Source organism: Flavobacterium xanthum (assembly GCF_900142695.1).
Taxonomy (GTDB): domain Bacteria; phylum Bacteroidota; class Bacteroidia; order Flavobacteriales; family Flavobacteriaceae; genus Flavobacterium; species Flavobacterium xanthum.
Map to the genome: position 1 here is coordinate 16,215 of NZ_FRBU01000026.1, position 22,732 is coordinate 38,946.

At 35.1% G+C, this 22,732-nt stretch carries 20 protein-coding genes; 3 read left to right on the forward strand and 17 right to left on the reverse strand.

Annotated features, from left to right (window positions below; genetic code table 11):
* Positions 1–9: 9 nt before the first annotated feature.
* A complete protein-coding gene (locus BUC11_RS11515; protein ID WP_073354206.1) occupies positions 10–2,400 on the reverse strand; it encodes a penicillin acylase family protein in 2,391 nt (796 codons plus the stop codon).
* A gap of 168 nt (positions 2,401–2,568) precedes the next feature.
* Here BUC11_RS11515 and BUC11_RS11520 point away from each other — a divergent pair, with 168 nt between their 5' ends.
* A complete protein-coding gene (locus tag BUC11_RS11520; protein WP_073354209.1) occupies positions 2,569–3,210 on the forward strand; it encodes a flavin reductase family protein in 642 nt (213 codons plus the stop codon).
* Positions 3,211–3,213: 3 nt separating this feature from the next.
* A complete protein-coding gene (locus tag BUC11_RS11525; RefSeq protein ID WP_073354210.1) occupies positions 3,214–4,746 on the forward strand; it encodes a cryptochrome/photolyase family protein in 1,533 nt (510 codons plus the stop codon).
* A 77-nt stretch (positions 4,747–4,823) separates the two neighbouring features.
* Here the strand turns inward: BUC11_RS11525 and BUC11_RS11530 are convergent, their stop codons facing one another.
* On the reverse strand, positions 4,824–5,258 hold the full coding sequence (locus BUC11_RS11530) for a YMGG-like glycine zipper-containing protein (RefSeq protein WP_073354211.1): 435 nt from the start codon (positions 5,256–5,258) through the stop codon (positions 4,824–4,826).
* A gap of 94 nt (positions 5,259–5,352) precedes the next feature.
* Positions 5,353–6,633: a kynureninase gene (gene kynU / locus BUC11_RS11535; RefSeq protein WP_073354213.1), complete on the reverse strand. Its 1,281-nt coding sequence runs from the start codon at positions 6,631–6,633 to the stop codon at positions 5,353–5,355.
* 188 nt (positions 6,634–6,821) lie between these two features.
* On the opposite strand from kynU, the gene BUC11_RS11540 reads away from it, so the two are divergent.
* On the forward strand, positions 6,822–7,556 hold the full coding sequence (locus BUC11_RS11540) for an SIMPL domain-containing protein (protein ID WP_073354215.1): 735 nt from the start codon (positions 6,822–6,824) through the stop codon (positions 7,554–7,556).
* A gap of 208 nt (positions 7,557–7,764) precedes the next feature.
* Here BUC11_RS11540 and queA read toward each other — a convergent pair whose 3' ends face one another.
* From queA to BUC11_RS11610, 14 genes are all read right to left on the reverse strand, one after another.
* Complete coding sequence (queA, locus tag BUC11_RS11545) at positions 7,765–8,814, reverse strand: tRNA preQ1(34) S-adenosylmethionine ribosyltransferase-isomerase QueA (protein ID WP_073354216.1); 1,050 nt, start codon at positions 8,812–8,814, stop codon at positions 7,765–7,767.
* Positions 8,815–8,963: 149 nt separating this feature from the next.
* The gene (gene aroA / locus BUC11_RS11550; RefSeq protein ID WP_073354218.1) at positions 8,964–10,187 is read right to left on the reverse strand and encodes a 3-phosphoshikimate 1-carboxyvinyltransferase; all 1,224 of its coding nucleotides are present in this window, start codon (positions 10,185–10,187) and stop codon (positions 8,964–8,966) included.
* 100 nt (positions 10,188–10,287) lie between these two features.
* Positions 10,288–10,614 (reverse strand): nucleotide pyrophosphohydrolase, encoded by a 327-nt coding sequence (locus BUC11_RS11555; protein WP_073354219.1) that lies wholly within the window; start codon positions 10,612–10,614, stop codon positions 10,288–10,290.
* Between the two features lie 24 nt (positions 10,615–10,638).
* Positions 10,639–13,047: a hypothetical protein gene (locus BUC11_RS11560; protein ID WP_073354221.1), complete on the reverse strand. Its 2,409-nt coding sequence runs from the start codon at positions 13,045–13,047 to the stop codon at positions 10,639–10,641.
* 78 nt (positions 13,048–13,125) lie between these two features.
* Positions 13,126–13,572 (reverse strand): hypothetical protein, encoded by a 447-nt coding sequence (locus tag BUC11_RS11565; RefSeq protein ID WP_073354223.1) that lies wholly within the window; start codon positions 13,570–13,572, stop codon positions 13,126–13,128.
* Positions 13,573–14,169: a Panacea domain-containing protein gene (locus BUC11_RS11570; RefSeq protein ID WP_073354244.1), complete on the reverse strand. Its 597-nt coding sequence runs from the start codon at positions 14,167–14,169 to the stop codon at positions 13,573–13,575.
* A gap of 124 nt (positions 14,170–14,293) precedes the next feature.
* Entirely contained in the window at positions 14,294–14,746 is a 453-nt protein-coding gene (dtd, locus tag BUC11_RS11575) for a D-aminoacyl-tRNA deacylase (RefSeq protein ID WP_073354225.1), read from the reverse strand.
* Positions 14,747–14,859: 113 nt separating this feature from the next.
* Positions 14,860–15,837: a ribosome small subunit-dependent GTPase A gene (gene rsgA / locus BUC11_RS11580; RefSeq protein WP_073354226.1), complete on the reverse strand. Its 978-nt coding sequence runs from the start codon at positions 15,835–15,837 to the stop codon at positions 14,860–14,862.
* 124 nt (positions 15,838–15,961) lie between these two features.
* Positions 15,962–16,591, reverse strand: coding sequence for a hypothetical protein (locus tag BUC11_RS11585; RefSeq protein ID WP_073354228.1), 630 nt, complete (start codon positions 16,589–16,591; stop codon positions 15,962–15,964).
* 88 nt (positions 16,592–16,679) lie between these two features.
* The gene (locus tag BUC11_RS11590; RefSeq protein WP_073354229.1) at positions 16,680–17,762 is read right to left on the reverse strand and encodes a bifunctional 3-deoxy-7-phosphoheptulonate synthase/chorismate mutase type II; all 1,083 of its coding nucleotides are present in this window, start codon (positions 17,760–17,762) and stop codon (positions 16,680–16,682) included.
* Between the two features lie 56 nt (positions 17,763–17,818).
* Complete coding sequence (locus BUC11_RS11595) at positions 17,819–18,676, reverse strand: prephenate dehydrogenase (RefSeq protein ID WP_073354231.1); 858 nt, start codon at positions 18,674–18,676, stop codon at positions 17,819–17,821.
* A gap of 137 nt (positions 18,677–18,813) precedes the next feature.
* Complete coding sequence (locus tag BUC11_RS11600; protein ID WP_073354232.1) at positions 18,814–19,962, reverse strand: pyridoxal phosphate-dependent aminotransferase; 1,149 nt, start codon at positions 19,960–19,962, stop codon at positions 18,814–18,816.
* A gap of 58 nt (positions 19,963–20,020) precedes the next feature.
* Entirely contained in the window at positions 20,021–20,848 is an 828-nt protein-coding gene (locus tag BUC11_RS11605) for a prephenate dehydratase (protein ID WP_073354234.1), read from the reverse strand.
* Between the two features lie 494 nt (positions 20,849–21,342).
* Positions 21,343–22,590, reverse strand: coding sequence for a dicarboxylate/amino acid:cation symporter (locus BUC11_RS11610; protein ID WP_073354235.1), 1,248 nt, complete (start codon positions 22,588–22,590; stop codon positions 21,343–21,345).
* Between the last annotated feature and the right edge of the window lie 142 nt (positions 22,591–22,732).

Genomic DNA, 22,732 nt, shown 5'->3' on the forward strand with positions numbered 1-22,732 from the left:
TTATAAAAATCATTTTTTACCAGGAATAAAAATCAATTTAGTCGAAGTTCTAACAATCTCTTTCTTATTCAGCATCATTCTTCTGAATTTACCCATGTTATACAGCTCAGCCTGATCGCTGTAATGCGCACTTAGTGGATTACCAGACTGTCCTGTTGGTAAGATACTCCAGCTATTTTCTATATCTGAAAAGTCTATGATTCGTCTTGTGGATGGACCTCCTTTGACCAAGTAATTGCCGTCTTCCGTAAAATCAAAAAAGAGATTATTAATTACTTCCGTTGAACCTGAAACTTCAAAAGGCCCCACATTGAAAATACTTCGCAAAGCGGCTATCTTTCCTAATGGGTGCTGGTGTTCCACTGTATGCACTCGATTCCAAGTCCAATCCGAAACGGTATTTCCCAGTTGGTTTTCTAAAGCTACAACGGATTCTTTGAATGATTTGGAGACAATCTGACTTCTTGTTTCTTTCTGATTTTTAGTCTTAACATTATCCCACCAAAGTGATTTTTCATTCCTAATTTGTCTCGCTATAATTTGCTTCATGATGTGCGTTCCTAAAAACATCTTGAAATTTTCAGCACCAAGTTCATCTTCAAAAGTATTTTTTAAGTAATTAAAAATCCATTTATTATAGATTGTAGGAGCCACATCACTCAGATTATTAGTTCCTTTCCAATCTTTTAAAATACTCAGGGCTTCTTTTTCATTTTCTGAAAGGGATTCCTGATTTACATTTGAGATTAAATCCCTCACAACTTTTGGAGCTACAGAAGAGGTATTATCAAAAATCATTTTTCCTACCGAAACCATATCCCAATTTGATTTTGGATTCAATAATTGCGTAATTCGTTTGGCTCGATCTTCAGGAAGATAATAACCGGGATACAAAAACCCGTCAATTGGTTCGGGTTGATTATTTGCGGAATAGACATAATTCCATCTAGGATTCACCGCCGAAGGATTTTTGGAGAAATCCAGATATTGCTCTATATCATCCTTTCCACTAGCACCATCCAAAATAAAATTTGGATTTACACCTTCCTTATGCTTATACAATTTCCCGGTTGCCCACCAAGCCACATTTCCTTTGGCATCGCCATACATAACATTCAATCCTGGAGCGGCGATTAGTGAAACACCTTTCTGAAAATCGGATTTATTTTTAGCGTGTGAAAGCGCATACACCGCATCGAGAATTTGAATGGGTTGTTGTGTATAAATCCAAGACATTGCCACAGGTTTGTCTTGCTGTAAACCATCAATTAAATCGTTCATAACAGGACCGTGGCGCGTCACTTTTACATTCAAAACTACATCAGTAGAATCTTTTACTTTGATTGTTTTTTTTCGAATTTCGTAGGTACTAAAACCAGTTGGTGTCTTATATTCATTGGCATTGGCTGGATTATTTTGCTCTTGGTACAAATCAATATCATCATTTTCAAACATAGTTAAACCATAGGCATATTCCCTATTATGGCCTAATAATGGATAAGGTGTTCCTGCTAGATAACAGCCATATAATTCGAAATCTGGAGTGACGATATGTGCCTCATACCACGTTCCAGGCTGCGAAAATCCAATATGTGGATCGTTAGCAAAAATAACTTTTCCGTTCTTTGTTTTCTTTGGAGCAATAACCCAACTGTTACTTCCTATAAAAGGAGCAACAGGGGACTGATCCAAAAGTAGCGCCACTGACTTTGAAATAGCAGCGTATTCTTGAGGCCTGTTTTTTGCGTTTTTAATTTTTGTCGTATTAAAGGCACCATCAATTCCAAAATCCTTAAGATAATCCATTCCATATTTATTTCGAATATCAGTTAACAACGGATCTGATTTTTGAGCCATCGCAAAACTAAAAGACATGTATCCAAAAATATTATAGACATCCTTTATGGTAAACTTTTCTTTTTTAACGCCCACCAAACTAAATTCTATTGGTGTCGTTCCTTCCTCCATGTATTGATTAATACCCTCCAAATAAGCCATTGTCAATTCATAACTGGGAATATTTTTATCTAAATCCGCAATCGCTTTGGCAGAAGCCTCTTCGATTCCTAAGCCAGCGAAGAATTTGTCATTTTTAAGAGCAACCGAACCAAAAATTTCTGATAATCGTCCCAGAGCAATGCGGCGCATCAATTCCATTTGCCAAAGCCTATCTTGAGCATGAACATAGCCCAAAGCAACCATGGCATCTTTTGAGTTAGTGGCATAGATATGAGGCACCCCAAATTCATCAAAATAAACTGTAGTTTCCTTTTGAATATTTTTCAACCGCACTTTACCTTCATATTTTGGTTGCAGATAAAAACCATAGAGAAGGACTGCTACCACCAAAACAAATAGTAAAGCAAGCAAAAAAATAAAGGATTTTTTAAGTAATTTCATCATTGGATAAATTGAAAAACAAATATATAGGATTTGACAGATAATTAAAACTATTTATTTCAATGTATGCTATCGAAACAGACAGCACTAAATTATTATATAATTTTTGTTTAATTAATTTCGTAATTAATTAAACAAAAAGTATATTTGTTGTAAATAACAGTAAATATGAAAAACATTTCAAGAGATGCTATTGATAAAATGGAAAAAATCGAAAGATTAAATTTAATCAATTCCTGCACTGGTTACAAATCTGCTAATCTACTTGCTACAAAATCCGTTGATGGCAAATCAAATGTTGCCATTTTTAGCAGTATCACTCATCTAGGCAGTAGCCCAGCGCTGATTGGATTCATAATGCGCCCAACAACGGTGCCCAGAGACACGTACAAGAATATTAAAGAAACAGGATATTTCACAGTGAACCATATTACTGTTGACATGATTGCAGATGCGCATCATACTTCAGCAAATTATGAACTGGGAATTTCTGAGTTTGATAAAACTAATTTAGAAGAAGAATATAAAAATGGTATTGAAACCCCTTTTGTAAAAGGAAGTCCTGTTCAATTGTATTGCAAGTACGTTAATGAATACTACATTAAAGAAAACGACACCATTCACCTAATCGCTTCTATCGAAAATTTATTTTTTGAAGAAGAACTTGTACATAAAGACGGTTGGTTGCAAATTGATAGAGGGAACGTTGTGGCAATAAATGGCCTAGATGGGTATTGTTTACCCAAATTAGTGGATCGTTTCCAATATGCGAGAAAAGAAATTCCAAGCACCTCCTTTTCCAAAAAATAAGAAATGAAAAAACTGCGGTTAATCCTTGGTGATCAATTAGATTTACAGCATTCTTGGTTGCAAGAATACGATGAAAACACGATTTATGTTATGGCCGAAATGCGGCAGGAAACAGATTATGTAAAACATCATATTCAAAAAGTTGTGGCCTTTTTTCTGTCAATGAGGAATTTTTATACAACTATAAAAGACTTGGGACATCAAGCAGTCTATTTTCAAATTACCGATGGTACCAATCCACAGGATTTAGAAAAAATAATTGCTCTTTGCATCGAAAAATATAAAATCGAAAAATTCGAATACCAATTTCCTGACGAAAACCGACTGGATGAACAACTAAAAAAAATTTGTTCCAAATTAAAAATTGCCTCAGAAGCTTTTGACTCGGAACATTTTTATACCAAGCGTCACGAACTTTCTGAATTTTTTGAAGGAAAGAAGTTGTTGCTGATGGAAAATTTTTATCGGAACATGCGAAAAAAACATCATGTCTTGATGGATGGCAGCACTCCATTAGGCAACCAATGGAATTTTGATGCTAACAATCGTAAGAAATACAAAGGAGAAGTTCCAGTACCTTCAGAAAAAAATTTCCATACAAATGTTTCTGAAGTTGTTGCCCAAATCAAAGAAGCAGGAATTACAACTTTTGGAAACATCGATACAAATAATTTCAGTTGGCCTACTTCTCGTCAGCAATCTTTGGAGGTTTTAGATTATTTCTGTAAAAATCTATTAAAACATTTTGGTGATTATGAAGATGCGATGCATACCGAGGAAAAATTCCTTTTTCATTCTCGTTTGTCTTTTGCTATGAATAGTAAAATGCTGTCACCAAAAGAAGTCATAGAGACCGTCATCGCTTTTTATCATGCCAATGAAACTGAGATTTCCATCTCACAAGTAGAAGGATTTGTAAGGCAAATTCTGGGTTGGCGCGAATACATTCGAGGAATCTATTGGAAAGAAATGCCAAACTATGCCCAACTGAATGTTTTGAAAAACACGAATAAACTACCTGATTTTTTCTGGACGGGTAATACCAAAATGAATTGCATGAGTCACGCCATCAATCAAAGTTTAGACGAGGCTTACGCGCATCACATTCAGCGTCTAATGATAATTGGTAATTTTACGTTATTAACGCAAATTCATCCTGACGAAGTAGACGCTTGGTATTTAGGCGTTTACATCGATGCAATCGAATGGGTCGAAATGCCCAATACTCGCGGGATGTCACAATATGCCGATGGTGGAATTATTGCTACAAAACCGTATGTATCTTCTGGAAGTTACATTAATAAAATGAGTAATAATTGTGCCAAGTGCCATTACAATGTCAAGGAGAAATTTGGAGATAAAGCGTGTCCCTTCAATTCACTGTATTGGAATTTTCTAGATGAGAAAAAAGAGTTTTTTAAAGGAAATCAGAGAATGTCCATGATGCTGAATTTATTAAATAAAATAAATCCTGAAGAATTGTATAAGATCAAAACGAAGGCAAATGCCATTATTGAAAATATGGATTCGTATTAAACAAAAATTTACTCAAAAAAAAAGAGTGTTTAAGCTCTCTAGGAACTTAAACACTCTTTTATATATTACGAATAAATTTAATTCTTTTTGCTTCCGTCGATAATTGCTCCAGTACCAGCACCTATTCCAGCGCCAGCAACACCACCAATTATAGCTCCCTGAACTTTTTTCTTGCTGATAATTGCTCCGGTAGCAGCACCAACTCCTGCGCCAATTACAGCTCCCTTAGCTGTACTACTCCATCCTTTCTTTCTTGTTGTCGTTGAATTTGTAGTAGTGGTCGTTGTTCCAGGTGCCTGTTGATTAACTACAACAACTTCCTTTTGAGTTTCAATTTTGGCTTCTTCAATCTTAACCATTTCAACTTGCATAGAATCAATAACCCTTTGTTTCTCCATTTCAACTTTCATGGAATCTACAGTAGCTAGTTTTGCTTTTTCAATTTCCATTTTTCCTTGATTTTGACAAGAAACAACTACTAAAGACAACAATATAAAATATATAATTTTCATAATTTGATTTTTATTAATTTCTAATCTACAAAGGAACGCTTAAAGTCCTAAAAAACAGTTATACAATTAAAACTATTTCTTATATAATTCAAAGCTATGCTTTATTTAGAATTCCTGTTTTCAAAATTTGACCAAATTCATACATATCTGTGTAGGATGTATATATTGGAACTGGTGCTAATCGAATAACATTTGGTTCGCGCCAATCAGTGATGACAGCGTTTTTCATTAAATAGTCAAATAATCTTCGTCCTTCACCATGAAGCAATACTGATAATTGGGAGCCTCTTTCTAATGGATTGGATGGTGTAATGATTTCGAAACTACTATCAACTTCTTTATCAATTTCTTGTAAAATAAACTCTAAATACGATGTGATCTTATCTCTTTTTTGCAGTAGTGCTTCCATTCCAATTTCATCAAACATGTCCACTGATGCTAAATAAGGTGCTAATGACAGAATAGGTAAATTGCTAATTTGCCAACCATCGGCTCCATGAATAGGATCGAAATTTTGTTCCATCTTGAACCGACGTTCTTTATTGTGTCCCCACCATCCTGCGAATCTTGGCAACTCTGAATTGTTGTGATGGTTTTCATGTATAAAACATCCTGAAGCATTTCCGGGACCTGAATTCATGTATTTATAACTGCACCATGCTGCAAAATCCACATTCCAATCGTGTAATTCTAGTTTCACATTTCCAGCAGCATGTGCTAAATCCCATCCTACGTAAGCTCCCGCTTTATGACCTGCGGCAGTTATGGTTTTCATATCAAAAACTTGTCCTGTGTAATAATTGACTCCACCAATCAATACCAAAGCCAACTCGTCACCAACTTCTTCAATTTTTGCCAAAACATCTTCCAAACGAATGTTGTGTTCACCTTCGCGACGCTTGATTTCTACAAGCGCATCTTCTGGTTTATATCCATGAAAATGAACCTGACTTTGAAACATATATTGATCCGAAGGAAATGCTTTTTCTTCACAAATAATTTTATACCTGGTTTTTGTAGGTCGGTAAAAAGAAACCATCAACAAATGAAGATTCACGGTCAAGGTGTTCATTACCGTAACTTCGCTTGGCAGCGCCCCAACAATCTTACTCAGTGGTTGTGCAAAGCGCTCGTGATAATCCCACCATGGTTTTTGACTATAAAAATGACCTTCAACAGCTAAATTTGCCCAATCATTCATCACTTCATCTACATACGCTTTAGTCCTTTTGGGTTGTAGTCCCAGCGAATTTCCTGTGAAATAAATCACTTTTTTACCATTTACCTGTGGAAAAAGAAACTCTTCTTGGTACTTATGTAATAGATCTTGCGAATCTAACTGTCGTGCAAATTCAATGGTATTTTCGAAAATCATAATTTGTTTTTTGTTTTGTAAAAGTACAAAAAAAAGACCTATCGATAAAGGACTTTAAAAGGATTGAATGTAAAACTATAGTTAAAAAAATTAGCCTTTCACGAACTAAAATAAAAAATCTGTGAGTAGTAAAAATAACATCACACTCCTAAATTGACTATATTTGATTGACTATAAAAAACTCAACAATGCTTAAAAACAGTTTAAACGTAATTATTATTGCCATAGCTTTAGTAATTTCCTCCTATCTCTTTTCGAATGCTTTTCAGAATCGCAATAAAAGCAACGATACCATCAGTGTGACGGGTTCCGGAAAGAAGGATTTCGTATCGGATTTGATTGTTTGGAGTGGCTCTTTTTCTAAAAAAAGCATGACGCTTAAGGAGGCTTATGCCGCATTAGATATTGACAGAGAGAAAATAAAAAGCTATTTATCAGGCAAAGGAATTGCCTCGAATGAAATGGTTTTCTCAGCGGTAAATTTCAATAAGGATTTTGAAACTACCTTCAATGAAAACGGAACGACAAGACAGCAAATATTCACTGGATTTACGTTGACACAAAGCGTAAGCATTCAATCTAAGGAAGTCAATAAAATTGAGGAATTATCCCGACAATCCAGTGAGTTGATTAATTCCGGAGTGGAATTCTATTCGTCTCCACCGGAATATTATTACACAAAGCTGGCTGAATTAAAAATAAAAATGATTGCCGAAGCTACAAAAGACGCGAGCATCAGAGCCAAAAGTATTGCTGAAAATGCGGATGCAAGTTTAGGAAATTTAAAAAAATCAGACATGGGCGTTTTTCAAATAACTGGTCAAAACTCATCAGAAGATTTTTCTTATGGCGGTTCTTTTAATACGCAATCCAAAAACAAAACGGCTAATATTACGGTGCGATTGGTGTATCAAGTGGATTAAACTCAGGGGTGTTTTACACAACAATTTTGTGTGAGGGATGGAAGCGGCATCCTTTATTTTCTTTCTTTAAGAAAATAAAGATACAGCGTACAGCCCGACCCGCTTTTTCAGCGGGGACACCCAAATTTGACTTCACTTAGAATAAAACAAAAAAAAACTCGCCATTACTGACGAGATTCTATTATTTAAGATCTGGAATGAATGCCGCTTAGATGATTAACATTGCATCACCATAAGAATAGAATTTATATCCTTCTTCAATTGCTTCTGCGTATGCTTTTTTCATTAAATCATGACCACAAAATGCGGATACCATCATTAATAATGTTGATTTTGGCGTGTGAAAATTAGTGATCATACACGTTGGAATAGCAAAGTCATGCGGAGGAAAGACAAATTTATTTGTCCATCCATCAAAAGGATTCAAAGTGTTTTGAGAAGAAACAGAACTTTCAACGGCTCGCATGGAAGTTGTTCCTACAGTACAGATACGTTTCTTTTTGGCTTTAGCCCCATTGACAATATCACATGCTTCCTGACTTATTTTTAATTCCTCAGAGTCCATTTTATGTTTAGATAAATCCTCAACTTCTACTGGATTGAAAGTTCCTAAACCTACGTGAAGCGTTACTTCAGCAAATTTGATTCCTTTAATTTCTAGTTTTTTCAATAAATGTTTAGAGAAGTGCAATCCTGCAGTTGGTGCTGCAACGGAACCTTCCTCTTTAGCATAAATAGTTTGGTAACGCTCCGCATCTTCTGGAGTTACGTCTCTGGAAATGTATTTTGGGATTGGAGTTTCTCCAAGTTCTGTTAGTTTATTTCTGAATTCTTCATACGAACCGTCGTAAAGAAAACGCAAGGTTCTTCCACGGGAAGTGGTATTGTCGATAACCTCAGCCACTAATGAATCGTCGTCTCCAAAATATAATTTGTTACCAATTCTGATTTTACGTGCCGGATCAACTAAAACATCCCAAAGTCTTTGCTCAGAATTCAATTCTCTAAGTAAAAAAACTTCGATTCTAGCGCCTGTTTTTTCCTTATTTCCGTACAAACGAGCTGGAAAAACTTTAGTATTATTCAGAATCAAAACATCACCTTCGTCAAAATAATCGATAACATCTTTGAACATTTTGTGCTCTATAGTTCCTTTCTTACGATCAATAACCATTAGACGTGCTTCGTCTCTGTTTTCAGCTGGATATTCGGCAAGAAGTTCTTTTGGCAAATCGAATTGAAAATGTGATAATTTCATTTGATAAATTTATGAGTTATGGATTTTAAAGCATGAGTTTTGATCACACGCTATTAAATCGTGTGCAAATATACGATTGTGAGATAGGCGTTGTCAAGTGTTTTGCTGTTTATTTTCAAAAGCCGTTGATTAACTAGCCTTTAAACCGATTATTTTTCTGAAATATCAAAATCTAAACTTTTTAAATCATTCCAAAAATCAGGATAGGACTTAGAAACTACTTCTGCATTTTCGATTAGAATCGGAACTTTTAAAGCTAGTGGTGCAAATGCCATCGCCATCCGGTGATCGTTATAAGTGGCAATTTTGACACTATGATTGATTTCGTTTGAAGCCTCAAGTGTCAAGCTCTCATTGGTAACTGCGATTTTTGCACCTAGTTTTGTTAGTTCAATTCGAAGTGCTTCAAGTCTATCTGTTTCTTTAATTTTTAAAGTATGAAGCCCCGTCAAATGGCAGCCAATCCCTAACCCTAGACAAGTGACCACAATAGTTTGTGCGATATCCGGAGTATTGTTTAATTCTAAGTTTAAAAATTGCGGTTTAAATTCAGGCTGTTTAACTAAAATCATTTTGTTTTCTTCAAAATGCGTTTGAACTCCCATTTGCTTATAAATTTCAACCAAAGCCGAATCGCCTTGCAAACTGGTTTCTTTATAGCTGGTCAAAGAAACAGTTGCCTTTTCAGCTAATGCAACCAAACTAAAAAAGTAAGAAGCAGAACTCCAATCGGATTCTACGGTCATAACTTTTGATGCTACTTCTTGTTTTGGATAAACGGTAATGACATTTCCTTCGAAACTGGTTTTGATGTTCAAATCATTCAACAAAGCCAACGTCATTTTGATATAAGGAACTGAAGTAATTTCGCCAACCAAAGTGATTTCAATACCATTTTCCAATTTTGGCGCCACTAATAATAATGCCGATATGTATTGACTACTCACATTGGCAGGAATATTCACTTTAGAAGCGGTGATTTTTTGTCCTTTGATTCGGATAGGCGGATAACCCACTTCTTTCTCGTAGGAGATTTTAGCCCCTAATTGTTCCAAGGCTTCTACCAAAACTTTTATGGGCCGCTCTGTCATTCGTTGAGAGCCGGTCAAAACTACTTCTCGTCCTTCGCTTACAGCAAAATATGCTGTAAGAAAACGCATTGCTGTTCCCGCATGATGAATATCAACTACTTCCTCGTTTCCTTTCAATGCCTTTTGCATTACTTCGCTGTCATCAGAATTGGAAGTATTGGCTAAAGTGATATTTGGAAATAAAGCTTGTAATAATAACAATCGGTTGGTTTCACTTTTTGAGCCAGTAACTGCAATTTCGGCTTGTAAATTAGAATGGGAAGTTTGTAACAGTAAATTCATGTTTGTAATTATGAGTTATGAATTATGAATTATCAGTGGTCTAATTCAAGTTCGCAATTTACCACTCCGTATTTATAATTCATAATTTATACTTCACAAATTATTTGAGTTTTTCGTTGTTTTTGTGACGGTCTTTGTCTCTAACGGATTTCAAATCCATTTTTTTGTCGAATGCCTCCTGCAGATTAATCCCAGTTTGGTTTGCCAAACACAATACCACAAAAACCACATCGGCTAATTCTTCTCCCAGATCTTTATTCTTATCACTTTCTTTCTCTGATTGTTCTCCATAACGGCGGGCTATGATTCGGGCGACTTCGCCTACTTCTTCGGTCAGTTGTGCCATATTTGTGAGTTCGTTGAAGTAACGAACGCCGTGTTCTTTGATCCAAGTGTCAACGTCGAGTTGGGAATTTTTTAAGTTCATTGTTTTTTGTTTATGAAATTAATTTTAAATTTTCAAAAAACCTAATTGATACACCATAGGTTGCAATTTTTCGGTTAAATCTTTATAGGATTCTTCAAAGGATTTAAAACTTACGGGTTGAAAATCGCCACTTTCGTTGCGCTTTTTCATTGCGTTCCGTATTTGATACCAACCAACATCTGGACGATTCAATTTTAATTCCTCTCTCACGCTTCGAACATCGGTTTGGGAGAAATAGGCTTGCCACAATTTTTTGCCCTCTCTTAGAATAGCGTTAGCTTCATTAGAAAATATCTTATCCGTGAGATAATTTACCATAAAATCACTTTCAAAACGGTCGGTTGCGCCAACTTCTTCTTCGGTAAAAGGTATAAAATGATTGACGATATTCCATTTCTTGTCGTTCCATTCTAGGTCGTTGGCGCTGGCGGTTCGTTGACAACGATTAAACAACATCCAAATTAAACAATCAGTTTTGAATTCTTCTGTTAATTCTTTTGTGGGCTGTAAAAACTGGTCACGGTCATTTAACCATGTTGGAGTAACTAATCTACGAATAGAGAAAATTATAGAGGCTTGCCACAAGTTTTCGTCTGTAATATAAAAACCATTTCCACCACCATAAGGAGAAGAAAATATAATTGTTTGTTGTTCGGCATGTTGTAAATCATTTACACCACAGTACATATAAGCAATCGCATTATCAGACCAAGTCTTTACACGTGGATTTGTTTGAGAAGGAGAAATTGAATTTCTTAATGGAACAACCAAATCTTTATTTGTTTTTGGTCTATTCAACCAAACATTAAGAAATGTATTGTTGGGTAAATTATAAAATGTTTTTTCTCCGATTGGTGTTGCATTTTTATCTAAAACATCAACTACTATTTCTTTAACCCTGACAGGGTTCAAAACCCTGTCAGGGTTGTTGGCCGTTTTCCAAACTAAAAACCCAATTGGGAATTTACCTGTAAGTCCTTCAAATGCTTTATTATGAACTACAAATCCCCCTAAATATTTGGCAATCCAAACTTGTCTAAATTTTTCAAAGTTAGGAGCATTTACATATTTCATCGTGCTGAACATAGCAATAGTTGCTGTTGGAATTTCATTTGCTATTCGTGCTAAAAATTGTGTAAACAATTCGTTGCTAGCTTTTCCATATTCACTCATTAATAATGAAGCTATTTTTGTCTTTGCAACACCTGTTTTATTTTCAGCTGTAACTCCTTTGGCAATATTTTCAAAATTTGTAGCCTCAGCATACGGCGGATTAATCAATACCAAAATCTTTTTACCATCAGCAATCGCTTTGCGCAAGCCTTCGGGTACTTTATTAGTTAACGTGTAATCAATTTTTCCGTCATCGGTAATATCATCATTGAGGTAATCGTATTGAAATCGTTGCGCTGCTACACAGGTTTTGGTGGCTTTCATTACATCTACATCGGCACTGTCTAGTGTGCTCATATAAATGTTGCGTGGGTTGGAGTGTTTTACTTCAAGATTGCCCACTCCGCAACACATATCCCAAACCAAATAGTCTTTTTGCCAATTTTCCCCAAGGGTTTCGGCTAGTTTATCATAGGCTTTGTCAACCACTGCCAATGGCGTGTAATACGCTCCTTTAAAACTGCGCTCGTCCATGGGAATTAAACTATCGCGACGTTCTAACAAATAGTTGCGGTATTCTGCTTTTGGTGGTTTGTGATAAATGGTCCAAAACTGGCGATAGCCTTCTTTGTTGCCCAATTCGTAGTTTTTGCCGGCAAGGGCAAATACTGGTGCCCCGTTTTTGTGCATCAATTCGGCAGGCAAATTCAGGTGCGTTGACGAGGTACCATCGTGCATAATATCGGCAAAAAACAACAAGGCATAATCATCTTCGGCAACGCCATTTATTTCTCGACCTATCATTGCTACCCATTTGTCAAAAACTTGTTTCAAGTTGTCTGGGGTAATGGCGGTGCGAATGATATCGCCTTTGGCAATGGCATTTTTTATGGTTGAAATAAATTCTTCTTCGTGGGTTTCTATCTTAAACGAAACAAAGTGCGTACCTATGTGAGCCGAAATAGCATCGAGTGCTTCTTGGGTATATTGACTCGCTGATTTTCCCCATTTGATGGTTTTCTTTTCCAGAAAAGGAATAACATCGGTACTTTTCATAATGGCAGCTTTCTTAGTGTCGATTACACACAAAAAAGGCGGCACATAATCGCCTTTATTTAACGCATCTTGTACATAATGCATCAGTTGGGTAAACATGGCGTAGGTAGAAAGCTTGCTGTTATCTTTGGCTTCAAACCATATTTCTTTAGTTTGAATATCGATTAGGTTTTTTTGGTATTGTTTGAGACCCAACGCCTTTATATAGATGTCTTTCACATCTTCTTCGCTAGATACTTTTTGTAGTTTTTCGTAAAGGGTCATACAATCTTATTTGTTTTACAGATAAAAACAAATGTAAGAATTGTAAAATAAAAAACACTCCGAGTAGAAGTGTTTTGATTATAATTTAAATTGATCTTTTCTAAATTTTCTGGGAAGTAAAGCTGAGTTTGAAAAACAATCAATAATTTTGTCAAATTCTTCATCAGTTAATTTTCCTTTAAACTCAATGTCTTCAATTTGATAGGTCGACAAAAGATTAACTTCTGATTCATCAAAGACGTATTGAGCATACAAATACGTATCTAACTTAAAAGAAAAATTATTGTTTGTAACTACAACATCTTTAGGAATATAATAACAACAAATACACTTTTCAGGAAATGAAATACAACCATGATTTTTCTCGATGTTAGCATGAAGTGATTCTACTTTTGTTGGTAAAATAGCAGCTATAAATCCATTTTCGATTGTTTTTAAAACAAGAAAGAATTTGTTTTTAGGTTCGTTTCCATTCTTAAAGATATACTCTTTAAAATAAAACAGATGTCCTTTCTCAAACATCATTTATCTTTGATTTAAAGATGCTGTAAAGTTCAAAAATTCTAAATGATCCTTGTAGAATGCTAATTTATTCTCATCGTATGAAACTAAATCGGCAAAATCAATTTTAAAATCTGTAGCATTGATTTCTTCCTTTAGCAAAGCGTCTAAAACACCATTTTTTTGAGCGGTTGTGTACCAAAGAGAATTTTTTTGATGTGTATAATCAACTAAATAATTGGTGTTTTTGCCTGAGAATGTTGTTACAATTTCATCGAAAATAGCAATATCAGAATCAGAAAATTCATCATCATTAAAACTATTAACCGCAGAAATATGAGTTTTGTTATCAATAATTTCAGATTTAATGTATTCTTTCAAAAGTGACGTTCCGTCATTAAACTCAATGTATAAATCCTGACAAACAGGCCCATATTTCCAAATCTCATATTGCAGATTAAACATAGGAAAACCTCTTTTCTTTACAGAAAATTCATCTAAAATATAAACTAGTTTCAACAAACTTGTCTTTGGAAGAAAGCCCATTTTTTCAATTAAATAAATTAAACCATTGCCTAATTTATCTATTTGATTTCGTGAATATTTATTGTGATTTATCATAATTGGATTGATTAATAATGAACTGATTTTCAGAAACATGAATTTTAATCGGGGTGCAAATGTAGCATATTTTATTATAGATTAAGATTAAATATACAACTAATTATTGTAACTCTAACAAAACCTACTCTCTATTTTTACTGTCAATTACTATTGTTACTGGCCCGTCATTTAACAGAAGTACTTTCATATCGGCACCAAAAATACCTGTTTGCACTTTTTTACCCAGTTCTTTTTGCAAATGGCTTACAAAATTTTCATACAAAGGAATGGCAATTTCTGGTTTTGAGGCTTTGATATACGAAGGCCGATTGCCTTTTTTGGTCAACGCATGCAATGTAAATTGGGAAACTACAAGTACTTCGCCGTCGATATCTTTGACAGATAAATTCATCAGATCGTCTTCATCACCAAAAATGCGGATGTTCGTAATTTTATTCACCAACCAATCAATATCTTCTTGATTATCGGCATCTTCAATACCAACTAAAACCAATAGACCTTTTTGAATATCCGCTACGATTTTGTTATCTATTGTTACGGAGGCTGAGGAAACTCTTTGGAGAACTACTTTCATAGCCACCTAGCCCCCGAAGGGGGAATTCTCAAAATTGTAAATAAAAAAATTTGTCATGATTTCTAATTTTATTTTTAACAGTTTAACGTTCCCCCTTCGGGGGTCGGGGGCTTTTATTCCCTCGTTTTATCACTAATGATTCTATCCTCATTGTGAATGTCCGTGCGGTAATTTTCATCATCACCTTCCAGAATTTTAAGGTAACTTCTGTAGCGTGACCATGCAATTTCATCTTTCTCTAAAGCTGCTTTTATGGCACAATGCGGTTCATCCTTGTGCAAGCAATTGTTGAATTTGCATTGCTCTTTCAATTTGAAAAACTCAGGAAAATAACCACTGATTTCTTCTTTTTCCATATCCACAATTCCAAAACCTTTGATGCCTGGCGTATCGATAATTCTGGCATCAAAAGATAGATCATACATCTCAGCAAACGTTGTTGTGTGCTGTCCTTGTTTACTAGCCTCAGAAATCGTTTTTGTTTTTAAATGCAATGACGGTTCCATAGCATTCACCAAAGTTGATTTTCCAACTCCAGAATGCCCAGAAAACATACTCACTTTGCCAATCATCATTTCTTTTAATTGTTCAATTCCCTTCATTTCAGTAGAAGAAACCCGCAAGCATTTGTATCCAATTTCTTGATACACATGTTGCATGTACAACTGTTCGTCTAGCGTAGCGTCATCAAAAGTATCTATTTTGTTAAAAACAAGAACAGTTTCAATTCCATACGCTTCAGCAGTAACCAAAAATCGGTCAATAAAATTAAAAGTCGTTGGCGGATTATTGATTGTAACTAACAAGAAAACCCGGTCAATATTAGACGCAATAATATGCATCTGATGTGATAAATTCACTGATTTCCGTACGATATAGTTCTTCCTGTCATGAATTTTATGAATCGTTCCTGTAACAGTGTCGGATGATTCTTCTAATTCATAATCTACAATATCACCTACAGCAATGGGATTGGTACTTTTGATTCCTTTAATTCGGAATTTCCCTTTCATACGGCATTCTATAAAATCACCTTGTTCGGATTTTACGGTGTACCAACTTCCTGTAGATTTGTATACGAGTCCTGTCATGGAGCAAAGGTAAAATTTTGTTTCAAGTTTAAAGTTTAAAATTTAATGTTTTTTAAACCCTCTTAAAACGAAAATCCCTTCCACTAATATTAGTGGAAGGGATTATTTTATGATAAGTTATAAATTATTTCAAATAAGGAAAATTTCTAGACACTTTTCTCATCATACTCTCAACAATATCATCTGTAGAGATGGAGATATTATCATTCATAGTCTTAAAAAAGCGCCATAACATCTCGCCATCCTTACCATTATTAATCGTCATCGTTAATGATCCAGATCCTGTTTTTCCACCAAAACCCCCCAAAAGAACGGCTGTTGCAATAGCAGCTCCCTCAGATTTGGACTGTTCTGATTCGAAAGTACCGCTAATTACTGCATCAACACCAAGTGCTTTTGCAACTTCATCCTTAGTCATTTCATCCAACTTATCTGCAATTCCAGATTTTTTAAGTAAAATATTTGTCTTTTCTACGTCTTGAAAATTTACAGCATAAGAATCCGCTTTGCGTAGTAAAAAAGTATACATACTGGACTGGATCGACTTAGACATTTTAAGTTCTTGATCTCTATTACCCTCGACACTAAAATTTTTAGGTTGCTTTTTATAAGTAATTTTGACTGTAAAAGGCAAAATAGCAACTGTTTTATGCTCTTTTATTAAAGATGCAAGTTCAGGACTTTCAAATACTTGTTTTTGCGAATATCCTAGAAAACTTAGGAATACAAATGACAGTACAAATAATTTTTTCATAAAATGTAGTTTTAAATTTAATACTGCACAATACTACAAAAAAACCTACAAATAAATTGTAGGTTTTCATAATTATTATAAAATTATTTTACGCATTCAACACTTTGTCTTGGTGACTGATACTTTCTTGGTGAATTGCTTTGAACATTCTTAGTACAAACTCTTCCGAAAGTCCTTTGGTCTCCCCATCCAAAATCATTTTACCTAATATTTCATTCCAACGGCTGTTTTGTAATACTGCTACGTTGGCTGCTTTTTTAACCAAACCAATTTCATCCGCTACTTTCATACGTTTGCCTAAAAGTTCTAGCAAAGTGGCATCTAAAACATCAATATTTGCTCTCAATTTTTTCATTTTCTGCGTAAACTCATCTGATACATCATCCGTTTTTCGCACTTTTAAATCAATAAAAATTTGTTTCAACGCATCAGGAGTCACCTGCTGTGCAGCATCACTCCAAGCGTTATCAGGATCAATATGTGTTTCGATAATCATACCATCATAATTCAAATCTAAAGCTTCTTGCGTCACTTCAAGAATCATTTTGCGGTCTCCAGTAATATGAGATGGATCTATAATTAAAGGTAAATCAGGGAATTTATTTTGCAATTCAATAGCAATTTGCCATTCTGGAATGTTTCTGTATTTAGTTTTCTCGTAAGTCGAAAACCCTCTGTGAATAACCCCTAATTTCTCGATTCCGGCATTGTACAAACGCTCTACACCACCTAACCACAACGATAAATCTGGATTTACTGGATTCTTTACCAATACAATTTTCTTAGTACCAGCCAAAGCATCTGCAATTTCTTGCACTGCAAAAGGATTTACGGTAGTTCTTGCTCCAATCCACAAAACATCGATATCATATTCCAATGCTAATTTTACGTGAGCCGCATTGGCTACTTCCGTTCCCATCAACAATCCGGTTTCTTCTTTTGCTTTTTTCAACCATTTCAATCCAATTTCTCCAACACCTTCAAATCCTCCTGGACGCGTTCTTGGTTTCCAAATTCCTGCTCTAAAAATACTTACATCTGAATCTTTCAATTCATGTGCTATTTTCAACACTTGTTCTTCGGTTTCAGCACTACAAGGTCCTGCTATCACTAATGGATGAGTCAAATTAAATTCATTCAACCAATTTCTCATTTCTTTCTTGTTTTCCATCTTTTCTAAATTTTATTTTTTTTTAGTTTTTAGTTATTTTTGAACAACAGAGTGCGTTATTTCTTAACGTTCATTCCGTTTAATATTTCCTTTATTTTATTCACACTTTGCATTTCATTGTAAATCGCATCGTAATCTTCATTTTCTAATAATTCCTTAAACTTTGACAAATTCGAAATGTATTCATCCAATGTTTTTACGACCTGTTTCCTATTTTGTTTAAAAATTGGCGTCCACATCGCTGGCGAACTTTTGGCCAGACGAACCGTACTTTCAAAACCAGAACCCGCCATATCAAAAATATCCTGTTCGTGTTTCTCTTTGTCAATTACCGTTTTTCCTAACATAAAAGCACTTATGTGAGACAAATGCGATACATAAGCAATGTGTTTATCGTGTGATTTTGGATCCATATAACGAATCCTCATTCCCATTTCTTTAAACAAATCCAACGCTTTTTCCTGCAATTTGAAAGTCGTTTTCTCTACCTCACAAATGATGTTTGTCTTCCCTTGAAACAATCCTTTTATCGCTGCCGAAGGTCCTGAGAACTCCGTTCCTGCTATAGGATGCGTAGCGATAAAGTTTCTTCTTTTAGGATGATTCGCAACCGCTTCACAAATAGGCATTTTAGTGGAACCCACTTCAAAAACTATCGTTTGATCACCAATTACATCCAAAACTTGCGGCAAAACAGTCAATGTCACATCCACAGGAACCGAAACAATCACGAAATCCGCATCAGCTAAATCCGCAAATGTGGCACTAGCATCAACAACCCCTAAAGCGATGGCTTCTGCCAAATGAGTTTCGTTGTTATCAATCCCATAAATTTTGGCTTCCGGATGCAGCGTTTTAATGTCCAATACCATCGAACCGCCTATCAATCCTATTCCTATTACAAATACTTTCATCTCTTATTTTTTTTGTAGCTAATCCTGCTATTCGTTTCAATCTTTTATGCCGAACCACGGCATAAAAGGATTTCCACTGCTATCAGGGCTAGGGAATCTCGTTATCCAGAAATTTATTTTTCTTTAAACGACTTTTTTTAAGCAAATCTGCTAATAGCTTCCTGTACTTTTTCTTCTTTTACACACAATGCAAATCGTATGTATCCTTCGCCATTGCTCCCAAAAATAGTTCCCGGCGCGATAAATATAGATTTCTCGTACAATATTGTATCAATAAACCGTTCCGCAGAGGTTATTCCGTCAGGCAATTTGGCCCAAACAAATAACCCAACACCTTCTTTGTACACTTTACATCCCAATTTCTCAGCCAACAGCTCCGTTAGAACGCGCCTCTTTTTATAAATTTCGTTCATAGAATCAAACCAAATCGCATCGCTTTTCAACGCTTCGATTGCTCCTTTTTGAATCCCAAAGAACATCCCGCTATCCATGTTGCTTTTTACTTTCAAAACAGCATCGATACAAGCTGCATTTCCTAACAGCATTCCCACTCGCCAACCCGCCATGTTGAAAGTCTTGCTCAAAGAATTCAATTCCAAAGCCACGTCTTTTGCTCCTGCCACTTGCAACAAACTCATCGGATTGTCATTTAAAACAAAACTGTATGGATTATCATTGATTAATAAAATGTTGTATTTTTTGGCGAAAGCCACTAACTTTCCAAACAATTCTAAACTTCCTCTCGCTCCTGTTGGCATGTGCGGATAACCAATCCACATGATTTTTACTTTCGATAAATCCAGTTGTTCCAAAGCCTCAAAATCAGGTTCCCAGTTATTGCCTTCTTTTAAATCATAATATACTGGAACTGCTCCCACCAAATTAGTCACCGAAGTATATGTTGGGTAGCCTGGATTTGGTATCAACACCTGGTCTCCTTCATTCAAAAAAGCCAGTGAAACATGCATAATTCCTTCTTTAGACCCCATCAAGGGCAAAATTTCATTAGCTGGATTTAACGCAACTCCATAATTATTTTTGTAAAAATCAGCCATACCTTGACGTAATTCTGGCAATCCTTGGTAACTCTGGTATTGATGCGCATTTTCATCTTCCATTGCCAGAACCACTGCATCAATTACAGCTTGTGACGGTTGTAAATCAGGACTTCCAATACCCATATTGATAATGGGTTTTCCTTCGGAAGCCAGTTGTCTTACTTCTCTTAATTTTGAGGAGAAATAGTATTCTTCAATTATATCGAGACGTTTAGCTGTTTTGATCATGATCTTACATTTATATTATTACTCTAATCTTACTCCTTTTTGGGACTGAGCTAGGTGGCTATTGTTTTGTATTTTTATATTCCCCTAATACTTTGAAATATTCCGCCATAATGACCAATAATGATTTTGCTTTAGCATAATCTTCATATTTTTCAAAAGTAACATCCACAAAAAAGGAATATTTCCAAGGCGTCTCTATTTTTGGCAACGATTGTATTTTGGTTAAATTCAGTTTACAATCACTCATCACATTCAAAACTGCCGCTAAACTGCCACGTTTGTGATCCAATTCGAATTTGATGGACGCTCTGTTAATTTCATTTTCTGGAACAAATGAATTCTCTTTTTTGACGATTACAAAACGGGTCATATTATTTTTAATCGTTTGAATTTCCGGCGCTAAAATTTCTAAATCATACATTTCAGAAGCGGTTTTACTGGCAATTGCAGCAATTCCTTTCAACTGATTCTCCTGAATTCTACGCGCGGTTTCAGCAGTATCTTTGTCTTCAACTAGTTTTATATTTGGATATTTTTTAAGGAATTCCATACATTGTAAAATAGCCATAGGATGCGAATGAACCTCCAGAATATCTTCCATTTTCTGCCCTTTTAACGCCATTAAATTTTGATGAATTCTCAAATAATGTTCTCCTATAATGTGCAAATTATTTTTGTCAATCAAAGCGTAATTTGGAATAATTGGCCCCGCAATAGAATTCTCAATCGCCATAACTGCCTGATCTGATTTCCCTGAAAGAAGGTTATCCACTAACTCTTCAAAGGATAAACATTCGTCCAGAGCAATATTTTGATCGAAATATTCCTGTGCCACCTGATGATGAAAAGAACCCGTTATGCCCTGTATTCCAATTATTTTATTCATTTTACACACTTTTAAGCAAAAAAAAATCCCGATTTACATCGGGATTGTATATTTATAGTATCAATTTAATTTTTCTAATTAAATAACCATACAACAATCCCTTTCTACCTTCCAGAAGAAATAATAAGAGTTGCTAAAATAAAATCGGTTACTCAACATGTTGTTGTTTTTTTTTTATTAATTACTCTGCGAATGTATACATAATTTCCAGCTAACCCAAAAAAAAGGAGGCTTTTATTGCACTAAAAAAGGATTCACTAAAAAACTGGTTATTAATTATGTAATAATTAAAAAAAGGCTTTAAAAATCTCATTTAGTTAGTGAGTATTTGAAATTTATATCCCTTAAATCTTTTCTAACCTCCATTTTATGCCAATTATAGACAAGACAAACTCGTACCACTGCCTATCAGAGTTATTATAATGCCAAGAAAATATGAAAATGATTTTATTTACAGAGGATTAAATCAGTACTACTTTAAAATTAATATCAAATCAAGCCACTAATTTTTCGGTAAGCCATTTTTTTCCTTCCGAAATTCGGGTCACCAACATCGCTGATACTAGATCGCCATTGGCATTTAGCAAAGTTGCCATTGGATCTACTAAAGTTCCTATAATCATAGCTGCGGGCAAAGCCTGTTCCATAGGAAATCCATAAACAGTTATGGCGAGAATTTCTCCTATGTAACCTCCATTTGGAATTCCGCCCTCGACAACCGAAACAATTACCGTAATTCCTAACGCAATCAGCAACGTATTCGGATCGGTTAAATCTTTTCCAAACATGGCAAAAATCACGGCAATTTTAATAATCGAAGACATGCTCGAACCATCCTTATGCAAAGGCGCACCCAGTGGAATAACTACATTTCTGATGTGAGCCGGAATATTTATTTTTTCGGCACCTTCCAGATTAGCAGGAATTGTAGCAATGCTACTGCACGTTCCCAATGCCGTTAATGAAGGCGTAATATTATTTTTCCAAAATACTTTAAATCCTACTTTTCCCCCAGCAATGAAAGCATACAAACTAAAAAATACGACAAAGTAAAAAGCACAAACTGCATAATACAATCCCAAAGGTTTTGCGTAGGCGCCAAATAATTGAGGTCCAAAAATCCCAACCTGATATGCAAAATAAGCTCCTAATCCTATCGGAGCCGTTTTCATAATGATGTGCAGCAACTGTTTCATCACTTCATTACCTGAATTCAAAAACCTACTGAAATCTTTCCCTTTTTCACCCGATTGCAAACTGGCAAATCCTATCAAAAATGAAAATATAATGAGCGCTAACATATTTTTCCGAGACAAAAGTTCAAAGAAATCACTTGCAGTTAGCAGTTGGGTTATTTGAGATCCCGCGCTACTTTCCTGAATGGTTTCTAATGGAATTTTAGAAATAATAATATCCTGCTGAATAGGAAATAACAAGACAGCAACGAGCATCAAAATAGCCGAAATCAATACGGTGCTTAAAAACACTCCTATAACAATTACAAATAATTTTCCCAGTTTCTCTGTTTTTTCTAAATTGGCAATCGAAGATGCAATCGTAAAAAAAATCAACGGAATAATGGCTGTAAACAACAAATTCAGAAATATATCGCCCAAAGGTTTAATCACTTCTACTCCTTTTCCAAAAACTAAACCCAATATACTTCCTGCCAAAATTCCGCCAAGAAGCAATAATATACTTTTGTAATTCTTCAAGAAATTGCCAATTTGTATTGTTGCCATAATATTCTATTTTATTGTAAATATATAAATCTATACCACTAGTTATAACCTATTTTTTGACTTTAAAAATCGGAATTTATAGCCATTTGAAAATTTGAATTAAAAAAATCTTAAAAATCCTTTGAATCAGTGGCAAAAGAAA